The sequence below is a fragment of the Paraburkholderia sp. MM5477-R1 genome (genome assembly GCF_050436385.1).
GTDB classification, from domain to species: Bacteria; Pseudomonadota; Gammaproteobacteria; order Burkholderiales; family Burkholderiaceae; genus Paraburkholderia; species Paraburkholderia tuberum.
In genome coordinates this window covers 1,693,860-1,715,150 of record NZ_JBNDMC010000007.1, presented here as the reverse complement: position 1 = coordinate 1,715,150, position 21,291 = coordinate 1,693,860, and the positions used below count along the sequence as shown (strand labels likewise).

At 58.4% G+C, this 21,291-nt stretch carries 19 protein-coding genes and 1 pseudogene; 12 read left to right on the top strand and 8 right to left on the bottom strand.

Going from position 1 to position 21,291, the window contains the following annotated elements; all coding sequences use genetic code 11:
• Both OKW35_RS36750 and OKW35_RS36745 read left to right on the top strand, forming a co-directional pair.
• On the top strand, window positions 1-591 hold the full coding sequence (locus OKW35_RS36750) for a dimethylsulfonioproprionate lyase family protein (RefSeq protein ID WP_429554622.1): 591 nt from the start codon (window positions 1-3) through the stop codon (window positions 589-591).
• A 5-nt stretch (window positions 592-596) separates the two neighbouring features.
• Window positions 597-701: pseudogene (locus OKW35_RS36745) on the top strand (IclR family transcriptional regulator); the annotation flags it as partial.
• Between the two features lie 526 nt (window positions 702-1,227).
• Here the strand turns inward: OKW35_RS36745 and OKW35_RS36740 are convergent.
• Both OKW35_RS36740 and OKW35_RS36735 read right to left on the bottom strand, forming a co-directional pair.
• Entirely contained in the window at window positions 1,228-2,124 is an 897-nt protein-coding gene (locus OKW35_RS36740) for an alpha/beta hydrolase family protein (RefSeq protein ID WP_429554621.1), read from the bottom strand.
• Between the two features lie 100 nt (window positions 2,125-2,224).
• Window positions 2,225-2,806 carry a superoxide dismutase gene (locus OKW35_RS36735; protein ID WP_429555122.1) on the bottom strand — a complete coding sequence of 194 codons (582 nt, stop codon included), beginning with the start codon at window positions 2,804-2,806 and terminating at the stop codon, window positions 2,225-2,227.
• A gap of 405 nt (window positions 2,807-3,211) precedes the next feature.
• Here OKW35_RS36735 and OKW35_RS36730 point away from each other — a divergent pair, with 405 nt between their 5' ends.
• From OKW35_RS36730 to OKW35_RS36715, 4 genes are read left to right on the top strand one after another with little or no spacing between them, the layout of a single operon-like run.
• The gene (locus tag OKW35_RS36730; protein ID WP_116117529.1) at window positions 3,212-3,523 is read left to right on the top strand and encodes a DUF485 domain-containing protein; all 312 of its coding nucleotides are present in this window, start codon (window positions 3,212-3,214) and stop codon (window positions 3,521-3,523) included.
• Window positions 3,520-5,193 carry a cation/acetate symporter ActP gene (actP, locus tag OKW35_RS36725; RefSeq protein ID WP_429554620.1) on the top strand — a complete coding sequence of 558 codons (1,674 nt, stop codon included), beginning with the start codon at window positions 3,520-3,522 and terminating at the stop codon, window positions 5,191-5,193. Before OKW35_RS36730 ends, actP begins: the two co-directional genes overlap by 4 nt.
• Before the next feature lie 40 nt (window positions 5,194-5,233).
• The gene (locus OKW35_RS36720) at window positions 5,234-5,788 is read left to right on the top strand and encodes a cytochrome b (protein WP_116117531.1); all 555 of its coding nucleotides are present in this window, start codon (window positions 5,234-5,236) and stop codon (window positions 5,786-5,788) included.
• A gap of 4 nt (window positions 5,789-5,792) precedes the next feature.
• Complete coding sequence (locus OKW35_RS36715) at window positions 5,793-6,818, top strand: NAD(P)H-dependent flavin oxidoreductase (RefSeq protein ID WP_429554619.1); 1,026 nt, start codon at window positions 5,793-5,795, stop codon at window positions 6,816-6,818.
• A 45-nt stretch (window positions 6,819-6,863) separates the two neighbouring features.
• Here OKW35_RS36715 and OKW35_RS36710 read toward each other — a convergent pair whose 3' ends face one another.
• A complete protein-coding gene (locus OKW35_RS36710) occupies window positions 6,864-7,823 on the bottom strand; it encodes a LysR substrate-binding domain-containing protein (RefSeq protein WP_429554618.1) in 960 nt (319 codons plus the stop codon).
• Window positions 7,824-7,935: 112 nt separating this feature from the next.
• On the opposite strand from OKW35_RS36710, the gene OKW35_RS36705 reads away from it, so the two are divergent.
• Window positions 7,936-8,613 (top strand): MOSC domain-containing protein, encoded by a 678-nt coding sequence (locus tag OKW35_RS36705; protein ID WP_429554617.1) that lies wholly within the window; start codon window positions 7,936-7,938, stop codon window positions 8,611-8,613.
• 639 nt (window positions 8,614-9,252) lie between these two features.
• On the top strand, window positions 9,253-10,761 hold the full coding sequence (locus OKW35_RS36700; RefSeq protein ID WP_429554616.1) for a tannase/feruloyl esterase family alpha/beta hydrolase: 1,509 nt from the start codon (window positions 9,253-9,255) through the stop codon (window positions 10,759-10,761).
• Window positions 10,762-10,908: 147 nt separating this feature from the next.
• Here OKW35_RS36700 and OKW35_RS36695 read toward each other — a convergent pair whose 3' ends face one another.
• The gene (locus tag OKW35_RS36695) at window positions 10,909-11,778 is read right to left on the bottom strand and encodes a LysR substrate-binding domain-containing protein (RefSeq protein ID WP_116117536.1); all 870 of its coding nucleotides are present in this window, start codon (window positions 11,776-11,778) and stop codon (window positions 10,909-10,911) included.
• Between the two features lie 92 nt (window positions 11,779-11,870).
• On the opposite strand from OKW35_RS36695, the gene OKW35_RS36690 reads away from it, so the two are divergent.
• Window positions 11,871-12,941, top strand: a complete 1,071-nt coding sequence (locus OKW35_RS36690) for an NAD(P)H-dependent flavin oxidoreductase (protein WP_429554615.1) — start codon at window positions 11,871-11,873, stop codon at window positions 12,939-12,941.
• A 166-nt stretch (window positions 12,942-13,107) separates the two neighbouring features.
• On the opposite strand, the gene OKW35_RS36685 is transcribed toward OKW35_RS36690, so the two are convergent.
• Window positions 13,108-14,286: a PLP-dependent transferase gene (locus tag OKW35_RS36685; protein ID WP_429555121.1), complete on the bottom strand. Its 1,179-nt coding sequence runs from the start codon at window positions 14,284-14,286 to the stop codon at window positions 13,108-13,110.
• A 233-nt stretch (window positions 14,287-14,519) separates the two neighbouring features.
• Here OKW35_RS36685 and OKW35_RS36680 point away from each other — a divergent pair, with 233 nt between their 5' ends.
• Window positions 14,520-15,413 (top strand): LysR family transcriptional regulator, encoded by an 894-nt coding sequence (locus OKW35_RS36680; RefSeq protein ID WP_429554614.1) that lies wholly within the window; start codon window positions 14,520-14,522, stop codon window positions 15,411-15,413.
• 414 nt (window positions 15,414-15,827) lie between these two features.
• Window positions 15,828-17,060 (top strand): YbfB/YjiJ family MFS transporter, encoded by a 1,233-nt coding sequence (locus OKW35_RS36675; protein ID WP_429554613.1) that lies wholly within the window; start codon window positions 15,828-15,830, stop codon window positions 17,058-17,060.
• Between the two features lie 74 nt (window positions 17,061-17,134).
• On the opposite strand, the gene tnpC is transcribed toward OKW35_RS36675, so the two are convergent.
• Genes tnpC through OKW35_RS36660 form a run of 3 tightly spaced genes read right to left on the bottom strand, consistent with a single transcriptional unit; the run spans window position 17,135 to window position 19,611 of the window.
• The gene (gene tnpC / locus OKW35_RS36670) at window positions 17,135-18,715 is read right to left on the bottom strand and encodes an IS66 family transposase (RefSeq protein WP_429552617.1); all 1,581 of its coding nucleotides are present in this window, start codon (window positions 18,713-18,715) and stop codon (window positions 17,135-17,137) included.
• A gap of 30 nt (window positions 18,716-18,745) precedes the next feature.
• Window positions 18,746-19,102, bottom strand: a complete 357-nt coding sequence (tnpB, locus tag OKW35_RS36665; RefSeq protein WP_167368694.1) for an IS66 family insertion sequence element accessory protein TnpB — start codon at window positions 19,100-19,102, stop codon at window positions 18,746-18,748.
• Window positions 19,078-19,611 (bottom strand): transposase, encoded by a 534-nt coding sequence (locus OKW35_RS36660; protein ID WP_429551151.1) that lies wholly within the window; start codon window positions 19,609-19,611, stop codon window positions 19,078-19,080. The genes tnpB and OKW35_RS36660 overlap by 25 nt, the downstream gene beginning before the upstream one ends.
• Window positions 19,612-20,031: 420 nt before the next feature.
• Between OKW35_RS36660 and hmpA the strand changes: the two genes are divergently transcribed.
• Window positions 20,032-21,216 carry an NO-inducible flavohemoprotein gene (gene hmpA, locus OKW35_RS36655; RefSeq protein WP_429554612.1) on the top strand — a complete coding sequence of 395 codons (1,185 nt, stop codon included), beginning with the start codon at window positions 20,032-20,034 and terminating at the stop codon, window positions 21,214-21,216.
• Window positions 21,217-21,291 lie beyond the last annotated feature (75 nt).

Below are 21,291 nucleotides of genomic sequence, written 5' to 3'. Positions count from 1 at the left end.
ATGTACGCACGACAGAAAACCCTGCAGGATTTCATCAACGTTGCGCACGTTCTTTTCCAGAACCAGGCTTTACCCCAAGCTGCACGGGAACTGTCCTGCAAGGTGTTCAGGCGTCTGGCAACAGAGAGCGATGACGGGAAAAGAAATCTGACAAGCTACCCTGCGTGCACCTACCTCGACCGCGCGCTTGCATCTGTGCCGCCAGGTGATACGCCCTTGGCTTGCGCAGCACGATCCGTCAAGGAGCTCGAACCGTTCATTGGATGGCAGCGCCGAACGACGGGACTGAACGGAAGCGAGAACTATGTCGAAGACCATGTGAATGGGATGATAGTTGGCCCCGGCGGAATGGAAAGTCGTTACGACGTTCAGCTTGGCTTTTCGTTGCTGGCGCCGAACACCCGGTACCCGGACCATCAGCACGTCCCGGAGGAGGCCTATGTTCTTCTGACGGCGGGGGAATTCAAACAGGGAAACGGTGACTGGTTTGAACCTGGAATCGGCGGTGGGCTGTACAACAGGTCCAACATCTCTCATGCGATGAGATCGAGGAACCTACCGTTTTTTGCATTCTGGTGCCTGCTGGTCTAGAACGTGCTGCGCGGGAACGCGGCTACGCGACGATCAACGAAGTCTTCGCGCCGGGCAGGACCGCAATGGCCGCGCCCGTGCAACGGCGAGGTTATCCCGCGATCGGCGTAGCGTTCCGCCCAATACTACTGTGTCACAAAAACATGGGAGTAACGCAGCAATACGGGGCACCTCCGTAATCGTCTGGAGATGTCCGCAGCAATTCGCCAGCGCAGCGTTGCAATCGAGTCAGGTACGTGTCGCTGCATGCGCTGGGGAGCCGCGTGGGATATATAGTCCGTGGGTAAGGCAGGTTCGCTGCGGATTTGAGGGCACCCGATACGCTCGCTTCGGAGGCTTTACGCGCGACCCTCACGGTGTCGCGCGCCCTGCTTCAGATCGGAGATGAAGATTTCGGCGCACCCGTTCAAGCTGGCTGAGGAAGCTGGTCGACCGCCCCGTGCCCGTGTAGCCCGCTGTGCCGATTGCCATGTATTGCGCGGGCGACAGGAGCAAGTACGGCGAGTAGCCAGTTCCCGCTCAACCGTGCTTTTCCCCGAGGCAGCCTCAATGTGTCTCACCGAGCCGTCAGCCGTAGACCAGGATCCTTTCGCCCACCTTCGAGCGCGGAACAGGCGATTCGACCACTTCGCCAGCCTACTTCGAGTGCTCTAATACGAACTCGGTCGTTTCTTCGATAAGTGCGTCGACTGTCTTGGCACTTTGCTCGACGTCAAATCCGTGATCCACCGGTCTCGTCCAGAGTACATGTGGTCCGTGGTGATAGCTCAGGAGCCCCTCCGCTGCAAGAGGCTGCGGATATACGATCGTATCCTTCGTACCTACCGCCAGCAGCAACGGACCACGATATTTTTCGATTTCTGCTGCAGGAACCGTCGTGTAGAGGCTCTTGAAGAATGCGGATTTTAACTTGACGGTTTTCCCACCCCCTCTCATGGTCACGGCAATTGCCTGATCGCCGCTACCCAACCCGGCTTTCATGACGTCTTCACCATAGATCGAAGTAAATGCGGCAGGCAAATTGATGCCGGGATTCCAGAGTACGACCGATCTGAGCGGATGCGTCGTCCGACCGGCTACCGCGGTCGCTACCGCGCCGCCCAGGCTCATGCCGACAACAGAGATCCGCCGGCTGTCGATGTCATGCCGCGACGATAGAAAGTCCAGCGCTGCAAGTGCATCCTTGATCTCACTGTCAACAGTCATATCTTCAAACTTGCCATCGCTCTCGCCGCTACCACGAAAATCAATACGCAGGCTCGCCACGCCCTTTTCGGATAGAGCTTTCGCGCCGCGACCAAACAACCCGTCTTTGACTACGGGCGACGACCACTCGTTGCGAGTACCGGTGAAGCCGTGCAGCATCAATAGGACCGGCGGCGTTTGTACATTTTCGGGAAGTTCGAGCGTCCCGGATATCTTCTGACCATCGACGGTGAAACTGATCGCCGTCTCTGCTGCATGACCCACAGCGGCAGCGCTCAGGCCGGCGACAAACAACGAGCACGTCAGGGCTCTTCTCAATCCGTACATAGGTACCTCTCCATGAAGCGAGTCTTTTTTAATGGACCGTCGTTATCAGACAAGCAAATCGGAACACCGTCGCCAGGACGGCCGATATTCTCTTGAACCATCAAGCGAAGTTGGCCTCCGCGAATGGCCAATTGATCAGATTGTCGAGGAAGGCCTCGACGTAAGACAGCCGCGCGTTGCGATGATCGATGTAGTAGGCGTGTTCCCACACGTCGATCGTAAGGAGCGGCCGCACATCGCTCGTGATCGGCGTGGCAGCGTTGCTGGTCGACACAATGTCCAGTGAGCCGTCGGCTCTTTTCACAAGCCAGGTCCACCCGGAACCGAAGTTCGAGACTGCTGCGCTTGCGAACCCACGCTTGAATGCCTCCAGCGAGTTCCACCGGCCCTTGATCGCATCCGCAAGTGCACCGCCCGGCTCCCCGCCACCCTGCGGCGATAGGCTGTTCCAGAAGAACGTGTGATTCCATACTTGAGCGGCGTTATTGAACACGCCACCCGATGATGTTCTGACTATCTCTTCCAGCGCCAGATTCTCGAACTCGGTGCCCTGGATCAGTTTGTTCAGATTTGTGACATACGCCTGGTGATGCTTACCATAGTGGTAATCGAATGTCTCCTCCGACATGTGAGGGGCCAGCGCATCCTTCGCATAGGGGAGTGGGGGAAGTTTGTGTTCCATTGGGTTTCTTTTTTTGTGCAGGAAAAAATGTATCCGGCTTCCGCGCCAGCGAAACGGTTCGAGCACGGGCTGCCAAACCGAGCCGGCTTGTTTGACAATATGCGCCGCAGCCCCTGCTGTAAAACGACGATTCATGATGGGTAACTTCACTGACAGTGAATCATCATCCCGGTCATCCGTCCCGGCGCAACACCGAGTTTCCTCCTGGTACGGCATCGTCATCCCGGACATCGATCGCGAATTGGCAGTAGTTCATCAAAAGCGATCGTCACCATCACGAATCGTTATTTGATGCGTAAAAATGGCCGGCATATCGTCTAATCCACACAGCGCTGCCATCCCACGCCAACCGAATATCATGGGCTGCAGCAAGCACCGACAACCACACGCAAATGGAGCAGCCAAATGGCGACAACTACATGTTCCGGGGTCGCGCAGGCCCCCCTGTTCGATATCCTCGTCAGGCGCCGCAGACGATTCGTGGCTTGTCTCACCGCAGCGACGATCATCCCCTACTACGCCTTCATTCTTGTCGCCACATACGCGCCCTATCTCCTCGCCACCAAGATTTCCAGCACAAGCATTGTGAGTACCGGATGGGTGATCGGCGTAACGCTAATCGTCGGGACCTGGCTTCTCACCGGTTTGTACGTCCGTCGCGCCAATGGTGAATTCGACGGAATTACCGCGCGGATTCTGGCGGGAGAGCAGAAATGAACCGCGTGCGGCAGTTCCTTCTTTCCGCAACGATCCTTTGCCTGTCTACGACAGGCTATGCGGCGTTTGAGACCGTGCATGGGGTTAAAGCGCACGCGATCAACATTCCTGCGATCGTGATGTTTCTGATATTCGTCGTGGGGACACTGGGGATCACCTGGTGGGCGTCATCAAAAACGCAGTCGATGGACGATTTCTACACTGCGGGCGGCGGAATCACCGGGTTCCAGAACGGGCTCGCGCTAGCTGGCGACTACATGTCGGCCGCGGCGTTGCTTGGCGTGACCAGCATGATTTTCTTTAACGGTTATGATGGCATGATCTACGTGGTCAGCTTCTTTATCGCGTGGCCGTTACTTCTCTTCCTGTTTGCAGAACGCATCCGGAACCTGGGGCGCGTGACGATAGCCGATATCGCGTCCTATCGACTCGACCAGAATCGGATCCGCTCGCTGACGGCAATCGGTTCGCTGACCGTCGTCTGCTTCTATCTCGTGGTTCAAATGGTTGGCGCAGGCCAACTGATCGAGTTGTTGTTCGGCCTTCCTTACAACTACGCGGTGATTTGCGTCGGGTTGTTGATGGCAGTCTATGTAACCTTCGGTGGCATGGTCGCCACGACATGGGTTCAGATCATCAAGGCGACCTTCATGTTGTTCGGGGGGACGTTGCTCGCAGTGCTCGCACTCAGCAAATTCGGTTTCTCCTTTGACGCATTGTTCGAGAGCGCAGTGGCAACGCACGCGAGCGGAGCAGGTATTATGCTGCCGAGCAAGCATGTGTCGGATCCGATCGCGATGCTTTCCCTTTCTTTCGCACTGGTTTTCGGAACGGCGGGTTTGCCGCACATCCTGATGAGGTTCTTTACCGTTCGAGATGCCCGCGAAGCAAGGAAGTCGGTCTTTGTCGCGACCGGGCTGATCGGTTTCTTCTTCCTCGTCATCGTGATACTCGGCCTTGCTGCAATCGTGATCGTAGGCCGGAATCCGGCCTTCTACGAGGCCGGTCGCTTGGGCGGAAAACTTATCGGCGGCAACAATATGCCGGTGATGTATCTCGCCAAAGCACTCGGCGGAGACCTGTTTCTCGGCTTCCTGTCAGCCGTCGCATTCGCGACCATTCTCGCGGTTGTCGCGGGACTGACCATGGCCGGCACTTCCGCCATTTCGCACGACCTTTACGGGACGGTCCTCAAAAAGAACCGTGCCAGTCAAGCGGACGAACGACGTGTGTCGAAGATCGCAGCGGTTTGCATCGGCGTGATAGCGGTGGTGCTGGGCATCCTGTTCAAGGGACAAAACATCGCGTTCCTCGTCGCGCTTGCGTTCACGATCGCGGCCTCCGTGAATTTCCCGATCCTCGCACTCTCCATGTATTGGAAGGGACTCACGACTCGTGGTGCGCTGCTAGGGGGTCTTGCCGGACTGGCAAGTTCCGTTGCCCTCGTCGTTCTCTCGCCGGCTGTCTGGGTCAAAGTGCTCGGCAACGCTCACGCGATTTTTCCGTACGACTATCCGGCCGCCATCTCAATGAGCATCGCATTCTGCTTCAGTTGGTTAGGCTCTGTTACGGACGGCAGTCCTCGCGCCATCAGGGAACGGGCCAGCTTCGAAGAACAGTTCGTTCGAGCGCAAACAGGGCTCGGTGCATCTGGCGCAACGAGTCACTAGCTCGCGTTGCCCACCCCGAGCATCATTCAAGGAGACAAGCATGCAATTGCGAGATAACGGCCTCGGGTTCTCGCCTCTCACTGTGGTACTGCATTGGTTGGTAGCAGCGTTGCTCGTTTCAATCGTTGCATTGAGCATCGCCGTCTCGTTCCCGGTCGATGCCGCACCTGCGATGAATTTGATAAAGATCCGGAATTTGCTGGGCGTTCTGCTTTTTCTGGGATCAGTCTATCGATTCTGGGCGAGAATTTCTTCCTACCATCCCCTGCCTCTAGGCACCCCCAACCCTATCGAAGTCATCGTCAGCAGATCGGTCGCGGTCGCACTGGCGTTGGCAATGGTATTGCTGCCCGTCGCCGCATGGCTGTCGTGGTCGACCGCTGGAACGGCGATGCCGCTGCCGTGGGGAATCGCGATACCGGCAGTCATCGGGCCCAACGCGCAAGCACATCGAGTTATCGAATTCCTTTTCAGATTCGGTTCGACAGCCTTTCTCGCGGGCCTGAGCCTGCATATCTTCGGCGCGCTCAAGAATCACTTCGCTCTTCGGAACGATGTGCTGAAACGCATGCTTGGCAAACACGTGGAGCTTTGAAATCATGCGAAACATTGAAAACGGGTTTCTCGGAAACGATGTGACCCGGCTATGCGGCGTGCGATACCCAATCTTTCTCGCAGGCATGGCAGCAATCTCGGGGCCGAAGCTGGTCGCCGCGGTCGCGAACGCAGGGGGCATGGGCACGCTCGGCGGCCTCCGATTACCGCCGCGTGTCCTGCGTCAATGGATACGTGAGACCCGGCAACTAACGGAACGGCCTTTCGGCGTCAACCTCGTTCCCTCCTTCGGCGGCCCGGATGTATTCGAAGCGCAGTTCCGGGTCATTCTCGAAGAAAGACCGAGGATGCTCTCGCTGTTCTATGCAGAGGACTACGCCGACATGATTCCCCGCGCCAAAGATGCCGGCCTGGCAGTAATGGTGCAGGTTGGCTCCGTCCAGCTCGCCCGGTTGGCGATCCAGCGCGGAGCAGACATCATCGTTGCGCAAGGCAGCGAGAGCGGCGGACACCTCAATCGCGGCACCATCGGGCTGCTTTCTCTGCTGCCCTCGATTATCGACGTTGCGCAAGGACGCCCCGTGCTTGCGGCAGGGGGCATCGTGAGTCGCGCCGATGTGGCAGCTGCGATGGGATTGGGGGCATCCGGCGTGCTGGTCGGTACCGCATTCGTCGCCAGCGAGGAGTCGAACGCTCATCCTCTCTACAAGCAGAAAATCGTTGATTCCACGGTCGACGATACCGAATATCGGACGGGCTACTCGTTCGGCTGGAAGTACGGCACGCCACACCGGGTGATTCCCAATCGCAACAAGTGGAATCTGCTTCGTTTCATCGGGGGCGGCGCCCGAGCGATCGACAAGCCGCGCATGGCACAGAAACTGTCCCTTTATGCCGGACAGGGTGTGGGGAAAATCAGTGCCGTCGTTCCCGCGGCCGATCGAGTCGCCGAGCTCACCGAGGGATTGCCCCATACATCCGTTTCCCGGGAAACTGCGAACGACGAGGCCGCCTGTCAATCGCTGCCCTCGTCGATACGGCAACTCATCGTCGCAGGGGGCGCCAACTAATGAATACCGCCGGCCGCCCTTCGGCTGGCGGATCATTCCGGAAATCTAGTGAACACCGGTCTCGATCGTGCCGGCAACCATGTGATCGAGTGAAATGCTTTCGTCGAGACCGGATTTAATGTCGCCGTTTGGCGGCGTGAGCTGACAGCGCGCCAGATCGATGAACGCGGTCAGTGCTGGACTAGCGAAGGTGTCGTTCCTGCGAATGAAAACCGTCTTGACGATGGCGAATTCGGTCGGCAATTGGTGATATCTGATCTCCTGCCTCGACCCATAGCGCTCCACGATTGCCTTGGGCAGCAAGGTAACGCCCATGCCCGCAGCCACACACGAAAGAATACCGTCCAAGGTCCCAAGCTCCAGGATCTCCTTTGGCATCAGACCCGCCTGATAGAACCAGTTCTCAAGCGTAGATCGATAGAAGCACCCCGTGCGAAAAACCAGCACAGTCTGAGCAGGCATAGTGTGGATCAGCGCAGTCAACGAATCGATCTCTGAGCTGCTGGCTAGAACGAGCTCCTCCTCGAACACCTCCTCCTGGAGCAGCGTCAGGTTCTGGTGAATCCCGCCCACAAACGCGCCGTCAAGCTCATGATTCTCGATGGCCTTGATCAGCTCGACGGTCGTACCGGTTACCAACGACAGCTGCACCTGCGGGTACCTCTGCCGATACTTCGTCAACACCTGCGGCAGACGTATCGCGGCCGTCGTTTCCATAGACCCGAGACGAAGCTGTCCGCCAGGCGTCGACGTATCCAGCATCGCAGCTCGACTCTCATCGGCCAACTGAAGGATACGGCGCGCGTAACCCAAAAAGGTCCGCCCCGCGGATGTAAGCAACACGCCGCCCTTGTTACGGATGAACAGCTGCTGATTGAGCTCCTGCTCGAGTTCCTTGACTCGCATGGTGACGTTGGACTGGACAGTGTGCACCTTCATGGCGGCGGCGGTGAAACTGCCGCACTCCGCTACCGCGCAGAAGATCTTCAAATGACGCAGTTCCATGACACCACCTAATCATCACCGAGAGTGATTCATTTCATCTCTTATTATCACTTTACTGGGTCTCCGGGGCACGGCACAGTGGCGTAAACACCTAACGGCAGTAACCGCGACCATGACGCTTAGCTCGACGATTGAATGCCTCTTTGCAGGAGGAACTGGCGCCCTTGACCTCGAAGGACACCGGAGCGGCATTTTCAAACGACAGATTCACGGCCACGCACGCATTGAGGTAGACGGCTTAGTCGGGGATGAGCACGCCGACTCAAGGGTGCACGGCGGCCCTGAAAAGGCAGTCCATCAATACGCCGCCGAAAACTATGCACGGCTCGCAGACGCTTTCGCGGAGCGCGCAAATGCACTGGTTCCCGGCGCCCTTGGAGAAAATCTTTCGGCGTACGGGCTGTCGGAATGCAACGTGCACATTGGCGACGTGTTCGCAGCCGGCACGGCAGTGCTGCAGGTTTCTCAGCCCCGCAGTCCCTGCTGGAAGATCAATCATCGCTTCGGCGTCGACCGTATGTCCGTCTATGTGATGCAGACCCGCATCACGGGTTGGTACTATCGGGTCATCAGTCCAGGCGTCGTTCGAGCAGGCGATCAGATGACACTTCTGGAACGTCAGACGGACCAGGTCTCTATCGATCGTTTCTGGCAGGTGCAATTGGCCCACCGCCCCACCATTGAAGATCTCACAATCCTGGCCAACGTCCCGGGCCTCGCTCCCGATTGGAAGCGGCGTCTCAGTGAGCGGATGAGGTGGCTTTCAGCACAATCCTGTCCCCCGTCCTGAAAATTCGAAAACGCTGGAGAACTGCCACTGCAGTCAACGCACGGACGCAGCCACTTGACGCGCTGAAAAATCCTTCCGGCTCAAAGTCGTATGCAAACCAGGCGCGGGCAACCCTCGTCTGTCGCTCAACAACATCAGCGCATCACCCGCTTATCCCTCGCGTCACAATCATATCGGAACATTGTCGTAGTACGCGTACGCCTAACGCGCGTTGCTCTCATTGACTTCATGGGAGAGCAGGACCACGCACTCAACCGCCGTCGTCCGCACGATTGTTCGATCGCTTTCACACGAGCGTCCACGCGACATAGCGCTCGCGGGCACGGGAGGCTCTGAACGCTCGGATCGCCGGCGCGTGCTCCTCGTTAGTCGTTACGTTCGTCATTTACTCTCGCCGCACAGATTCCAGGCCGAATTGCCCTCCTTTCGCGCGACTACATCACCGGCCGAGATGGAACGAATCAAAACAAAGAATTTCACCTTTTTATTTCGGATCGCAACCATGTTGGCAGCCGATGAGAAAACATCGGCAAAAGATCATTGCAGCATGCACCGAGATGAGCCAGCAATCAGCTCATTCTCTGCGCACTCTGCATTTGCCATTCAACTGACGAACGGGCGACCATGGAGGGTAGATCAATGAAATTTACACATAACGGAGCAATCGCAATCGGCGCTGCGGGAATGGTGGCCGCCCTCGTTGTATCGGGATGCGGAGGCAGTACCACCACCTCGTCGTTCCCGACCACTGCGCAGAGATCGGCCTGCTCAGGATTGGTAGGCTCATCCTTTGGTCCGGCCACCGTCACAGCAGCATCTATTGTCGCCGCCAGCGGTGTGGCGCCGGAATACTGTTCAGTGATCGCAAACGCAAACGGCAACCCGAACGGATTTCAGATGGAGGCCTATCTGCCGACCACGTGGACCGGCGATCTGATTCATGGCGGTGGCGGCGGGCTCGACGGAAGCTTGCCGAATGGCAACGCGCTATGGAATAGCCGCCAGCCGCTGCAGGATGGATCCGTCTTTATCGGCTCCAACGGTGGGCGAAGCGATCCGACGGGCACCGGTGCCGGCTTGACCGACAATCAGGCGCTAACGGACTATTCCTATGCCGCTATCGGCGATACTTATGCATTCGGGAGGGCAGTAGTCAAGAGCTACTACAAGATGGATCCTTCCTACAAGTACTTCGTCGGTTGTTCAAGGGGAGGCGTCGAAGCCGCGGTGGCGGCCGAGACGTACCCCGACAATTATGATGGTGTCATCTCTCAGGCGCCCGCCCTTCCTTTCCTTGGCTTTCTCATCCGTGCCGAGTCCCAGGTCGCGTCAACGGCAATGTCCAATGACGACTGGACAAAGATAAACAACGCATACATTTCGCAGTGCGACTCTCTGGACGGCGTCACCGACGGCATCGTCAGTAACCCGTCGGCGTGCAGGTTCGATCCAACTACCATTACGAGCTGGTCACCAGACCAGCTTAAGGCGATCAAAACGCTCTACTCGGACATGGTGCTGGCGGACGGTACAACCGTGGCCTATAAGCTCGGCTTCGGACCACAGCAGCTGGGCTATAACGGGCTGAACATGTACCAGGCAATGGCATCGGTTGGCGCGGCGATTGCAAAGTACGTCGTATACAAGGGAACGTCATATGATCCCGCCGCATTCAATGTTGACACCGACTGGCAACGACTCGTGACCGCTGCCGCACCATATCATCTCGAGGTGGACCCTGCCGCAGTAGCGTCCTTTCTCAAGAAGGGGAAAAAAGTCCTCTTTTACCAGGGCACCGACGATGCAGCGCTGTCCGTTGATGCAACAGCCAACTGGTACCAACAGATTGCATCATTGGCCGGCGCTTCCGGAGCTAACACACAGATGCGGCTTTTCCCAGGAGTAGGTCATTGCGGGTACACGGGACCTACCATGAAAGGTCCCGTGCAGGCGGATATGATTGGGCAATTGCGCAACTGGGTGGAAAAAGGCGTGCCCCCCAGCGAGCTCACCGCCTCCAACGTGGATTCATCCGGTAACGTCACGCTGTCGCGCCCCATCTGTCAACTCGGAAAGTATCCAAAGTACAACGGCTCCGGCGATCCCAATCAGGCTCAGAATTTCTCGTGCGTACCAGTTGGAACTTAAACGGCGTAGCTCGATCCGACCGGGTCGGGTTCGCACCTCTCGGTCGGTATCTGCATCCATTCATATCGTTGTGCACGACGTGTGTGTCAGCGTCCATCTCAAACGATGTCAACGCGTGTCGCGCCATGACGGTGTTTCAGTCAATCTTCAGATTCTTCGGAGCTGCCCGGCAAGATTCTGGAATGCTGGCACATCGTAGTCGTTGCGCCAGATCAGGCAGGTTTCCGCGTAGCCCGCATGCAACGTCTTAAGAGACTGCGGCGCTTTGGCCAGCTCAAGGACACTTTTGGGCAGCAACGCAACGCACGCACCGGCGGACACGCATGCAATCATTGCGTGGTATGAGCCCATCTCCTGTACGTTCCAGTCGGTCGTGTCGGCTATGCCCAACCGCTCTTCCGCGATAGCGCGATACGTGCAGCCCTGCGAAAATGCTGCCAGCGATCGCGCCCGGACATCGGCCGCCCGACGCACCGACGATTCGCCGGGAGGCAACAGCAACAGCAATTCTTCCCGCCACACGCTTTTGGCCAATAGCCCCATATCCTCCAGTGTGACGTCATCGCCGATACCGGGGGGCAGAGCGAGAAAGGCACAATCGAGGCGGCCGGTGCGGACCTGCTCGAGCAACTGCCGCGAAGGCCCGGTCGTTACTTCCAGGCGGGTCGCCGGAAAGCGTGTGTGATAGCCCGCCAAAAGGACGGGGAGGCGACTGGCAGCAGTACTTTCCATGCATCCAATGCGCAATGCCCCTCCGTCCAGTCCGCCCGTCACCACGTGACGCGCCTCTTCCTCCAGCGCCAGAAGACGCTGCGCATAGCCGAGGAAGCATTCGCCCGCCGTAGACAGGCTCATGCGTTTTCCGGTCCGAACGAACAATTCGACCCCTACGTCTGCTTCCAACTGCTGAATGCGCGTCGTTACGTTGGACTGAACACGCCCTAGACGTGCGGCGGCGCGCGTGATGCTCAGCTCCGCTGCTACGACACAGAATATCTTGAGCGACTCCAAATCCATGCTATTCTCTATTGAGGAATTATTTAATGATTATATTCTATTTTTGGGATTCAATCAGACTCCGCGCATGTATTCTTGAAAGGAGATATTTCATGAGTTTGTCCAGCGACTTCACCGCTCGACTCGGCGTTCAGTACCCAATCATTCAGGCACCCATGGCCGGCGTGGCCACCCCTCGACTAGCGGCGGCAGTGTCCAATGCCGGAGGACTAGGCTCACTCGGCCTGGGCGCGAGCACGACTGCACAAGCGCGCAAGATGATAGAAGAGACGCGGGCACTGACGAACCTGCCATTCAACGTGAACGTCTTTTGCCACCGGGCTGCCCAGCGAGATGTGGCGCGCGAATCGGCCTGGCTACAGCATCTCGCGCCTCTATTTGCGGAAAGCGGGATCGATGTGCCGGCGTCCCTTGACGAGATCTACAAGACATTCGTTGGCGATGAAGAAACGTTCAACATGTTGCTCGAACAACGACCCGCCGTCGTCAGCTTCCACTTTGGACTTCCCCCGTCCGATTGCATCGACGCCCTGCGCAAGGCAGGCATCGTTACGATCGCGAGCGTGACCAACGAAGCAGAAGCCACTTTGGTTGAGCAAGCTGGCATCGACGCCATCGTAGCCCAGGGAATCGAAGCCGGAGGTCACCGGGGGATGTTTGATCCCGACGCTGTCGATGAGGGCCTCAGCACAGCAGTGCTCGTACGCATCCTGGTCCGCCAGACAAAGCTGCCGGTAATTGCCGCTGGGGGAATCATGGACGGTCGAAGCATCCAGGCCGCACTGGATCTCGGAGCGGCAGCAGTACAACTCGGAACTGCATTCATTCTTTGCCCGGAATCCGCGGCGAACGAAAGTTATCGGACAAATCTGAAGCATGAGCGAGCAAAGACGACTCGACTTACGACGGCCCTATCAGGGCGCCCAGCGCGTGGCATGGTCAATCGCCTGATCACCCACGGCAGTGCTATCGGCAGCCCCATACCCGCCGACTATCCAGTCGCCTACGATGCAGCGAAACGGCTCCATGCCGCCGCCGCCAAACTCGGCAATCATGAGTTCGCTGCACAATGGGCGGGACAGGGGGCACCACTGGCTCGTGAACTGCCCGCCGGCGAACTGGTACGCACACTGGTCGAGGAGTGGCAGAGTGCGGTCGAGTAACGCCACTTTCGATCCGTATGCCGCGACTTGACTTTTGTCCTTGCTGTCGACGATCCGCGCATTCGTGCGCGGATCGTCGACAGCAAGATTTAGCTCCATCGCAAAAAAGCGTTCGCTGCGCGGGGCCGGCAAGTAGGCTGTCAGGTGGAATCGTAGCGTGCAGCCATCAACCACCAAAAGATCCACGCAGCGCCCGAGCAAGATCTTCCCGCAAGTCGTCCGCGCTTTCCAGACCAATCGAAAAGCGCACCAGATGACCTGTATAACGTCCCGCACCGTCGCGGATGCTCGGAAGGTCATAGGGCATCACAAGGCTCATCGGCCCGCCCCAGGATAGCCCAATTCCGAAAAGCCCTAGCTGGTCGCAGAATGAATCGACGTGCGATGATGTATAAGCGTCGTCGACGAGAACGGAAAAGAGTCCCGCCGCAAGGCTGCAATGTGTCGCCCAGTGTTCGTGGCCCGGACTCCCTTCAAGCGCCGGGTGGAGAACCTTTAGGATGGCGGGTTGCGCGGCCAGCCATGACGCAAGATCGCGAGCGGTCGCATCATGCAGATGATATCGCGCCTCCATCGTCGGAAGACCACGCAGCACGAGCTCGACGTCATTGGCGCCTACACCCATGCCCAAATCCAGGTATGCGATCCGAAGCCGGTCATGCAGTGCATCATCGTTGGTTGTCACCGATCCCATCAATACATCGGCCCCGCCCGAAGGATATTTCGTCAAGGCGTGGATGCTGATGTCGACTCCGAGCTCGAAAGGCTTGAACGCGATGCCCGCCCCCCACGTGTTATCAAGCGCAACAACTGCGCCTTTGTTTTTCGCGATCGCTATCAGCTTACGAAGATCAGGGAACTCCATGGTGACAGAGCCCGGTGCCTCCACCCAGACGAGCTTCGTCCTTGAAGTCAGCTTGCGCTCCAGGTCGGCGGGGTCCATTGGGTCGTAACACTGGTGCGTGATGCCTAGCGGGGGCAATGTAGTACGTGCGTGTCGCAACGCGGGCCCGTATACATTCGAAGGAAGCAATAACTCATCCCCGACCGAAAGGAGGCCAAGATTGACGAGTGCGATGGCTGCCTGTCCGCTAGGCCCCAGCAGGCAGTGACGCGCGCCTTCCAGCGCGCACAGACGCTGCTCGAGCGTGTACGTCGTCGGCGTTCCGTAAAGGCCGTAACTGTATCCGTCGCGCAAGCCAAATGCCTTAACTCTCTCGCGCACCGTGGCCGCGTTGGGGAACAGTACTGTCGAGCCCTTGAATACGCCCGGCGGAACCGCCTTGTAGCCTGCAGGCGGAACGTAGTTGTTGTGAATGAGCTTGGTACTGGTATCTTTAGCCATGGGCAAACCCGCAGTCAGGAAAAAATGCGAACGAAGTTCTTCGTTTGCGACAGTTGAACGCGCGGCCCCGAAAGACTGCGGCAACGCGATCGTATCCGCATGACCGCAAGGTGCCGCAATCTTGATTTCGCACTGTACGCGCAGGAATCGCGTTTCACCACCCGGAAAAGAATCACTGGCCAGTGCAAATTTGCACAGCCACAATATTCACCAGCTCTTCTCTGGAAAGACTCATGAATATCAACCGGCTGAGCTGGGATGATCTGCGCGTTTTTCTGGCCGTCTCGCGCGCCGGCAGCTTTTCGAATGCAGGCCGTAGTCTTTGCATGGACCACGCCACCGTTGGCCGCCGAGTTTCTGCACTCGAGTTCGCAATGGAAACGCCACTCTTCGAGCGAGACCGTCATGGTTGTCGCCTCAATGCTCAAGGGCGCATGATACTGGCTCATGTTGAAGCGATCGAAGCGAATCTGCTCTCGCTCACTGACACGCTAGAAAACGGCACTCCCGCTCCCGCCGGGCACGTGCGCGTTGCAACAATGGAAGGGATTGCGTCGCTTTATCTGAGCGAGCAGTTCGCCCGCTTCAAGCAGGTACAGCCAAGCATCACTATCGAACTCGTGACGTCGTCTCACGACGTGCGCATCTCACAGCGCGAAGCCGATATCTTTCTCAGCTTCTTCGAGCCGCATGGCCTCAATCTCGAAGTGTCGCGGATCGGACGTTTTCCATTGCATCTCTATGCGAGCGCCGATTATCTCGGGCGGCACGGAACACCGATTTCGGTTGATGCATTGCGCAATCACGCGTTCGTCGGTTACATCGACGATCTGATCCAATTGGACGCCGTGCGGTGGCTCGATGAAGCGATCGCCGGGCCGGCGATCGCTTTCTATTCGAGCAGCATGCTCGCGCAGATGTTCGCGGCAGTCGCTGGCGCCGGGATAGTCATGTTGCCGGCGTTCGCGCGCACTGAACGCTTCGGTCTCGTACCCGTGCTGCCTCAGCTTATCCAGGTAAACCGCGATGTCTGGGTGAGCACGCATCAATATCTGAGCCGGCTGCCACGAATCAAAATCGTGCTCGCCTTTCTCAAGGAAACGTTTGCGGCGGAGTTTCCGTTTTAGGCGATGTCGTCAATGCGGACATCGACCCGCCACTGTTCGCCCCCGCCGCCGGGATGCCGACGGAAAATCAGCGTCGGTCGCGATGTTCCGTATCTCGCGGAACGCGCGTAACACGACGGCACGATTGACCAATCCAAGTCAGCTCCTACCCCGTGTTGCGTGTGGGCCAAGCAACAACAGCGACTCCTTAGGCAAGGCGGCGGGTGAATCCGATCGCCTTTCACATTCTCGTTGTGAGAATATTGTGATACTATCATTTCCTCTTTAAGAACCAAAAAAGCGGCGCTTGGACATTCATGATTGGTAGCCGACGAGGCGAACCTCGCTCACGACAGACGCGTTCAGTTGTTCACGCGAACACGAGCGTTCCTATCGCCGTCGGCGCGAATCATCGCTCGATATTGCGAATGTTAAATGGAAGATTCAACAAATGGATCCGGTGAGCTTCAGCATCCCGGGAGAAACAGCGTGAATGCCTCGTCATCAATATTTGCCCAACGCTATGCATTGGGCCCATCGCTCGCCGCTGCTGCAGTCCTGGCTATCGGCATGGGATTCGGGCGCTTCGCCTTTACCGGCCTCTACCCGTTGATGATCAGTGACCAGATCCTGACCGTTCATAGCGGAACCTTGGCCGCATCCGCAAACTATGCAGGTTACCTGGCTGGCGCGCTGCTGGTGGCACGTGCCCGACCTTCCGACGCGCGCGGTCTGTCCATCGCAACCGCCATCATCAGTATCATCTGCATGGGTGCGTTGGCCTGGGTTCACGGTCCGTGGGCTATCGTCGTGATTCGTGGACTCGCTGGTATTGTCAGTGCGATTTCGATGATTGCTGCGTCACTCTGGCTGCTTCAGCACATGGGGCACGCCCACGGCGCGCCGCTTTTGTATTCCGGTGTCGGCGCGGGTATTGTCCTGTCCGCGGAACTGATCGCGGCAGGCCATGCCACCGGGCTTGACAGTTCGATGATATGGCTCGTCCTGGCAATCAGCAGCTTGGTCATGGTGCTCGTCGCGATGCCCGCCCTGGGAACCCAGCCGAAGCCCGAGTTGCATTTTGGCCGCGATGGCAGCGGCGCACGCGAGGACAATAGCTCCATACTCGACGCGGTCCGCCTGATTGTCATCTACGGCCTTGCCGGGTTCGGATACATCATCACCGCAACTTATCTTCCTCTCCTGATCAAGGGAGCCTTGGGCTCGGTGAATCCGATACAGGTCTGGGCCGTCTTTGGTCTTGGCGCCGTGCCGTCGTGCTTTCTTTGGCACACGCTGCAGGTCCGGTATGGCACGCGTTTTAGCCTCGTACTCAATCTTGTCGTACAGGCGATCGGCGTCGTGCTCCCGGCACTGGATCATTCCGCACTGTCGTACCTCACAAGCGCCTTACTCGTAGGCGGCACATTCATGGGAACCGTGACCATCGCAATGCCGGCTGCGCGGCGTGTGGCACATGCAGTACGTTTCAACATGCTCGCCGGCATGACAGCAGCCTATGGGATCGGCCAGATCGTCGGGCCACTTGTGGCCAATGCGCTGTACACGAGTAGCCACACCTTCACTGGATCACTCTTTACAGCAATGGGCACGCTGATCCTCGCGGCAATCCTGGCGATCGGCGTCGGCCCCGCCCATATCCGTTGATCACTTGTATGCGGTCCACGAACGACGCCACTCAGAGGTGCTCTGAAGCGTAAATTGTGTGGCAGGGAGAAGGGTCAGCGGAGATTGGCGGGCATCTTCCACGGCAACAGCGCGTCGTAGTCGTCGACGGTCTTCGCCAGTGGCAGACGTTGGAACAGCCAGGTGAGGTAGCAGTACGGGTCGATGCCGTTGGCTTTTGCCGACTCGATCAGCGAATAAAGATTCGCACTCGCATGTGCGCCAGCAACTGTATCGGCAAACAGGAAGCTTTTGCGTGCGACGACAAACGGGCGAATGGAATTTTCGCAGGGATTGTTCGATATGGGCCAGTTGCCGTTCTCGACGTAACGGATCAGCTTGGGCCACTGCCCATGCAGATAGGTCAGCGCCTTGCCGAGTAAACTTTGCGGCACGACGCCGGGCGACTGTTCGAGCATCAGCTTTTCGATGGTATCGAGTACGCGCGCACTGTATCGTCGTCGCAATCGCTGTCGTCGTTCAGCCGGCCACGTTTCACTGCGCGCCTCCGCTGCGAACAGCTTGCCGATCAGTTTGATGAAGCGTGTGGCGAGCAGATCGGGGGAGCGGGCCGCCTTGGGCACGTTATCTTCGGCCTTGACCAGATACCGTCTCGCATGAGCCCAGCATCCGAGATGCACGAGCTGATACTGTTGCGCGATGCCGTTGTAGGGCTCGTATCCGTCGGTCATCAGAACCGCACCCTTGCGAATGCCGGCGAACAGTTTGTCGGCCAGCTTCGCGCCGCGACCAGCCGTATAGGCGAAACAGCGGATAGGCGTTCCCGATCCGGTCATTTGCGCCCAGAGATAGCTTTTCGTTTGCGGCTTGCGCCCTTCTTCCTTCAGGACCTGGAACGTCGTCTCGTCGCAGTAGATCACGTCAGCATCGAGCAACGCGTCGCGCATCAGATTGATAACGGGCTGCGTCGCGTGACCGACGCGGACCATGCTCGCGGCGAGCGTGTTCGACGAGATGTCGCCACCGAAGCGTCGCAGCAGACCAGCCTGGCGATAGATCGGCATGCCGAACTGATACTTGCCGGTGGCGACCCACGCGAGTGCCGATTCCGTCAGCAGCCCACGCGGGATGATGCGCGCCGGCGCCGGCGTAACCTTGATGCCGAGGTCGCAGCACGGACAGGCATATTTGACGCGCTGGTGCTGGATGACTCGAACCTGCTCGGGGATCACGTCGAGCTGCTCGCTCGTTTCGACGCCGATCTCGACGAGCGCGTGTCCGTCGTGGTTGCAGAAGCGTTCGGCTTCGGGAAGTTCGTGCCGAACGACTTCGCGCGGCAGACTGGGATCGAGCGGTTTGCGATGACCGCGCTTCTTGCGCGTGTGCGCTGCGATCGTGGTTTCGCGAGTATCTTCCTGCGCGGGTGTTGCGTTCGTGCCGAGCACTTCGGCTTCATTGAACAGACCGGGCTGATCCGATGCGCGGGCTTCGCTCTTCGCGCCGAACAGCTCGCGCCGGTAAGCGCGCAGTCGTTCCTCGGCCAGGTCGCGCTCCGCAGTCACGAGACGCAGTGCGCTGCGTAACCCGTCACGCTCTGACTGAAGGGCGTCGTGCTCCTCACGTATCGCGAGGAGCGCCCTGAGTTCGTCAGCGTCGATGGTCACGTTGATCGGCATGCCACTTAGACCGGCACGCCGATGCCGTGTTCAACTCACGCGAGCATAGTGGCGTTTCGGATGCCGCTGAAGAGCAGCAATGTCGGCACCTTCGAGAAGCCAGTGCAGCAGATCGACGGTCAACGTCACGACTTCGGTTTTGCTGTCAGGCCAGACGAAGCGATCATTGGCCTCGAGTCTCTTGAGCATCAGCCAGAAACCGTTGTGCTGCCAACCCAGGATCTTGACGCGATCGCATCGCCGGTTGGTAAAAACGTAGAGCGAGGAATCCATCGGATTCAGGCGCATCGCCTGTTCGACGAGAATCGACAGACTGTTCATTCCGTACCGGAAGTCGACGGGATCGCGGTGCAGGTATACCGTCAGCTTTTCGTCGAACCGGAACACGGCATCCTCCCGAACATCTGGACCACGGTGCTCAGCTCGTCGATGCTCGCTGCACTGAGATCGAGCTCCACGCCGTTCGACAGACATACATGCAGTGAGAGCGTCATCGGCGGTGCCGGAGATACGGGTGGTGGCGGCAGTGCCGGTGGTAGTGGCACGACAGGAATAAATGCAGAGGAGGATTCTGCCGGCGCGGGCCGCTTACGTGAATCCGGCATATCGATGGCTTTGCCATCCATTACTTCGACTGCGGGTGGTGATGGGGCGCGCTCGTCGGCGTCGTCCTTCAGCGATGCCAATGAGATGCCTTTCTCACGCTCCATCAGGTACTTCGTAGTCCATTTGCGCAGCAGGTTGGCGTTGATCCCATGCTCCTGTGCCAGACGGGCTACCGACACGCCCGGGCGCAATGCAGCCTCGACCAGCGCGCGCTTACCGTTTTCGTCATAGCGACGGCGCCCGTCGCGGCTTAGACGAACTACTCTTAACTCTGAGTCATTGCCAGCCATTGGTGTCCACCTCCACGTAGGTGGACACCAATGCTCCTCGCTCATGCCGCCAGCCGATAGACGTCGAAGATGGACCGCTTACGATCACTTCACACGGACGGGCTCTGGGATCGTGACCGGCTGGACGAGCTGTTTACGCGATTGCTGGCAACAGATATCAACGCGGCAGCGAGCTGCGACTTCACGTCATCGCAAAACATCCGCGTCACAACCTGCCGTGTTGCGCTGGGGAAAATCACTGACAGTGAAACGAGGCATCATCAATTGGCATTTTACGTAAAGTGCCGTCTCGCCTATCGTTCGAGGGGTCCCGCGCGAGTCGCCAAAGAAGTGCGACGACCGCCCGAATGATCTGTGGCTGGCAACTCTGGGTGCCTTGAAAACGGCACCGGGACCAGCCCCTCGAGGAGTGGCTTTTCCATGCTGACAAACGCCCAACGCGATATCATCAAATCGACTGTCCCGCTGCTGGAAACGGGCGGGGAGGTGCTCACCTCCCATTTCTACAAGCTTCTGCTCGCCGAAAACCCACAGGTGCGCCCCCTCTTCAATCAGGCGCACCAGACAAGCGGCGTGCAGCAGCGCGCACTAGCCAACGGAGTATTGCAGTATGCCCGCCACATTGATCAGCTCGAAGCGCTAGGACCACTCGCGGCACAGATCGTCAACAAGCACGTGGCGTTGCAAGTTCAGCCCGAGCACTATCCGATCGTGGGTGCATGCCTGCTGCGGGCGATCAGTGAAGTACTCGGCCCGGAAATCGCCACCGGCCCTGTGATCGAGGCTTGGGGCGCGGCGTATCAGCAACTCGCCGATCTCCTCGTTGCGGAGGAGCGTCAGGTTTATGACAGACTCGCGATGGCGCCGGGAGGATGGCGGGGCGCTCGACCGTTCCGCGTCGTACGCAAGGTCCCGGAGAGCGCAGAGATCACTTCATTTTACCTAGAGCCCGTTGATGGCGAGCGCGTCGCGGACTTCGCTCCAGGCCAGTACATTGGGCTGCGTCTGACTATCGACGGCGAGGAAATTCGCCGAAATTACTCACTGTCTGCCGCACCGAACGGTCACGGCTACCGCATAAGTGTCAAACGCGAGCATGGCGGCAAGGCGTCGAACTACCTGCACGACCACGTATTGGAAGGCAGCACCGTGGACCTGTTTCCTCCGGCAGGCGAATTTACCCTTCTGGATAGCAGCGCTCCCGTAGCCCTGATCAGCGGCGGCGTCGGCATTACGCCAACTCTGGCGATAGCCGAGACTGCTTTGACATCCGGGCGGCCAGTTGTTTTCATCCACTACGCGCGCAATGAACGGGTTCACGCCTTCGGCGGCTTGCTCGACGATTGGACCGCACGTTACCCTCAACTGCAGGCGTACGTTGTCTATGAGCATGTCGATTCGGCAGACAAACGCACACCTGACGCAGTCGGCCGGCCCACTTTCGAGCAGTTGCGTCAGTGGCTTCCGGCCGATCAGGCGTTCAATGCGTATTTCCTCGGCCCGAAGCCGTTCATGGGTTTCGTGAAGCGAACGCTGCGCGATCTGGGGCAGCCCGACGAGCGTTGCCGATACGAATTCTTCGGCCCGGCAGAGGCGCTGGATTGACAACGAAAAGATAGAGTCGACTCCTGATCTCGCTGTATTCGGTCTGCAGGAGACTCGCGCCCGCGGACAGGAACT

Bases quoted from the DNA above. Each gene is read 5' to 3' on its own strand.
- OKW35_RS36715 (WP_429554619.1), top strand. From the start codon at position 5,793: ATGCGAAACATTGAAAACGGGTTTCTCGGAAACGATGTGACCCGGCTA.
- OKW35_RS36730 (WP_116117529.1), top strand. From the start codon at position 3,212: ATGGCGACAACTACATGTTCCGGGGTCGCGCAGGCCCCCCTGTTCGAT.
- OKW35_RS36750 (WP_429554622.1), top strand. From the start codon at position 1: ATGTACGCACGACAGAAAACCCTGCAGGATTTCATCAACGTTGCGCAC.
- OKW35_RS36675 (WP_429554613.1), top strand. From the start codon at position 15,828: ATGGAAGATTCAACAAATGGATCCGGTGAGCTTCAGCATCCCGGGAGA.
- OKW35_RS36695 (WP_116117536.1), bottom strand. From the start codon at position 11,778: ATGGATTTGGAGTCGCTCAAGATATTCTGTGTCGTAGCAGCGGAGCTG.
- OKW35_RS36740 (WP_429554621.1), bottom strand. From the start codon at position 2,124: ATGTACGGATTGAGAAGAGCCCTGACGTGCTCGTTGTTTGTCGCCGGC.
- hmpA (WP_429554612.1), top strand. From the start codon at position 20,032: ATGCTGACAAACGCCCAACGCGATATCATCAAATCGACTGTCCCGCTG.
- tnpC (WP_429552617.1), bottom strand. From the start codon at position 18,715: ATGCCGATCAACGTGACCATCGACGCTGACGAACTCAGGGCGCTCCTC.
- OKW35_RS36700 (WP_429554616.1), top strand. From the start codon at position 9,253: ATGAAATTTACACATAACGGAGCAATCGCAATCGGCGCTGCGGGAATG.
- OKW35_RS36720 (WP_116117531.1), top strand. From the start codon at position 5,234: ATGCAATTGCGAGATAACGGCCTCGGGTTCTCGCCTCTCACTGTGGTA.
- OKW35_RS36680 (WP_429554614.1), top strand. From the start codon at position 14,520: ATGAATATCAACCGGCTGAGCTGGGATGATCTGCGCGTTTTTCTGGCC.
- OKW35_RS36660 (WP_429551151.1), bottom strand. From the start codon at position 19,611: ATGGCTGGCAATGACTCAGAGTTAAGAGTAGTTCGTCTAAGCCGCGAC.
- OKW35_RS36685 (WP_429555121.1), bottom strand. From the start codon at position 14,286: ATGGCTAAAGATACCAGTACCAAGCTCATTCACAACAACTACGTTCCG.
- OKW35_RS36690 (WP_429554615.1), top strand. From the start codon at position 11,871: ATGAGTTTGTCCAGCGACTTCACCGCTCGACTCGGCGTTCAGTACCCA.
- OKW35_RS36705 (WP_429554617.1), top strand. From the start codon at position 7,936: ATGACGCTTAGCTCGACGATTGAATGCCTCTTTGCAGGAGGAACTGGC.
- OKW35_RS36710 (WP_429554618.1), bottom strand. From the start codon at position 7,823: ATGGAACTGCGTCATTTGAAGATCTTCTGCGCGGTAGCGGAGTGCGGC.
- actP (WP_429554620.1), top strand. From the start codon at position 3,520: ATGAACCGCGTGCGGCAGTTCCTTCTTTCCGCAACGATCCTTTGCCTG.
- OKW35_RS36735 (WP_429555122.1), bottom strand. From the start codon at position 2,806: ATGGAACACAAACTTCCCCCACTCCCCTATGCGAAGGATGCGCTGGCC.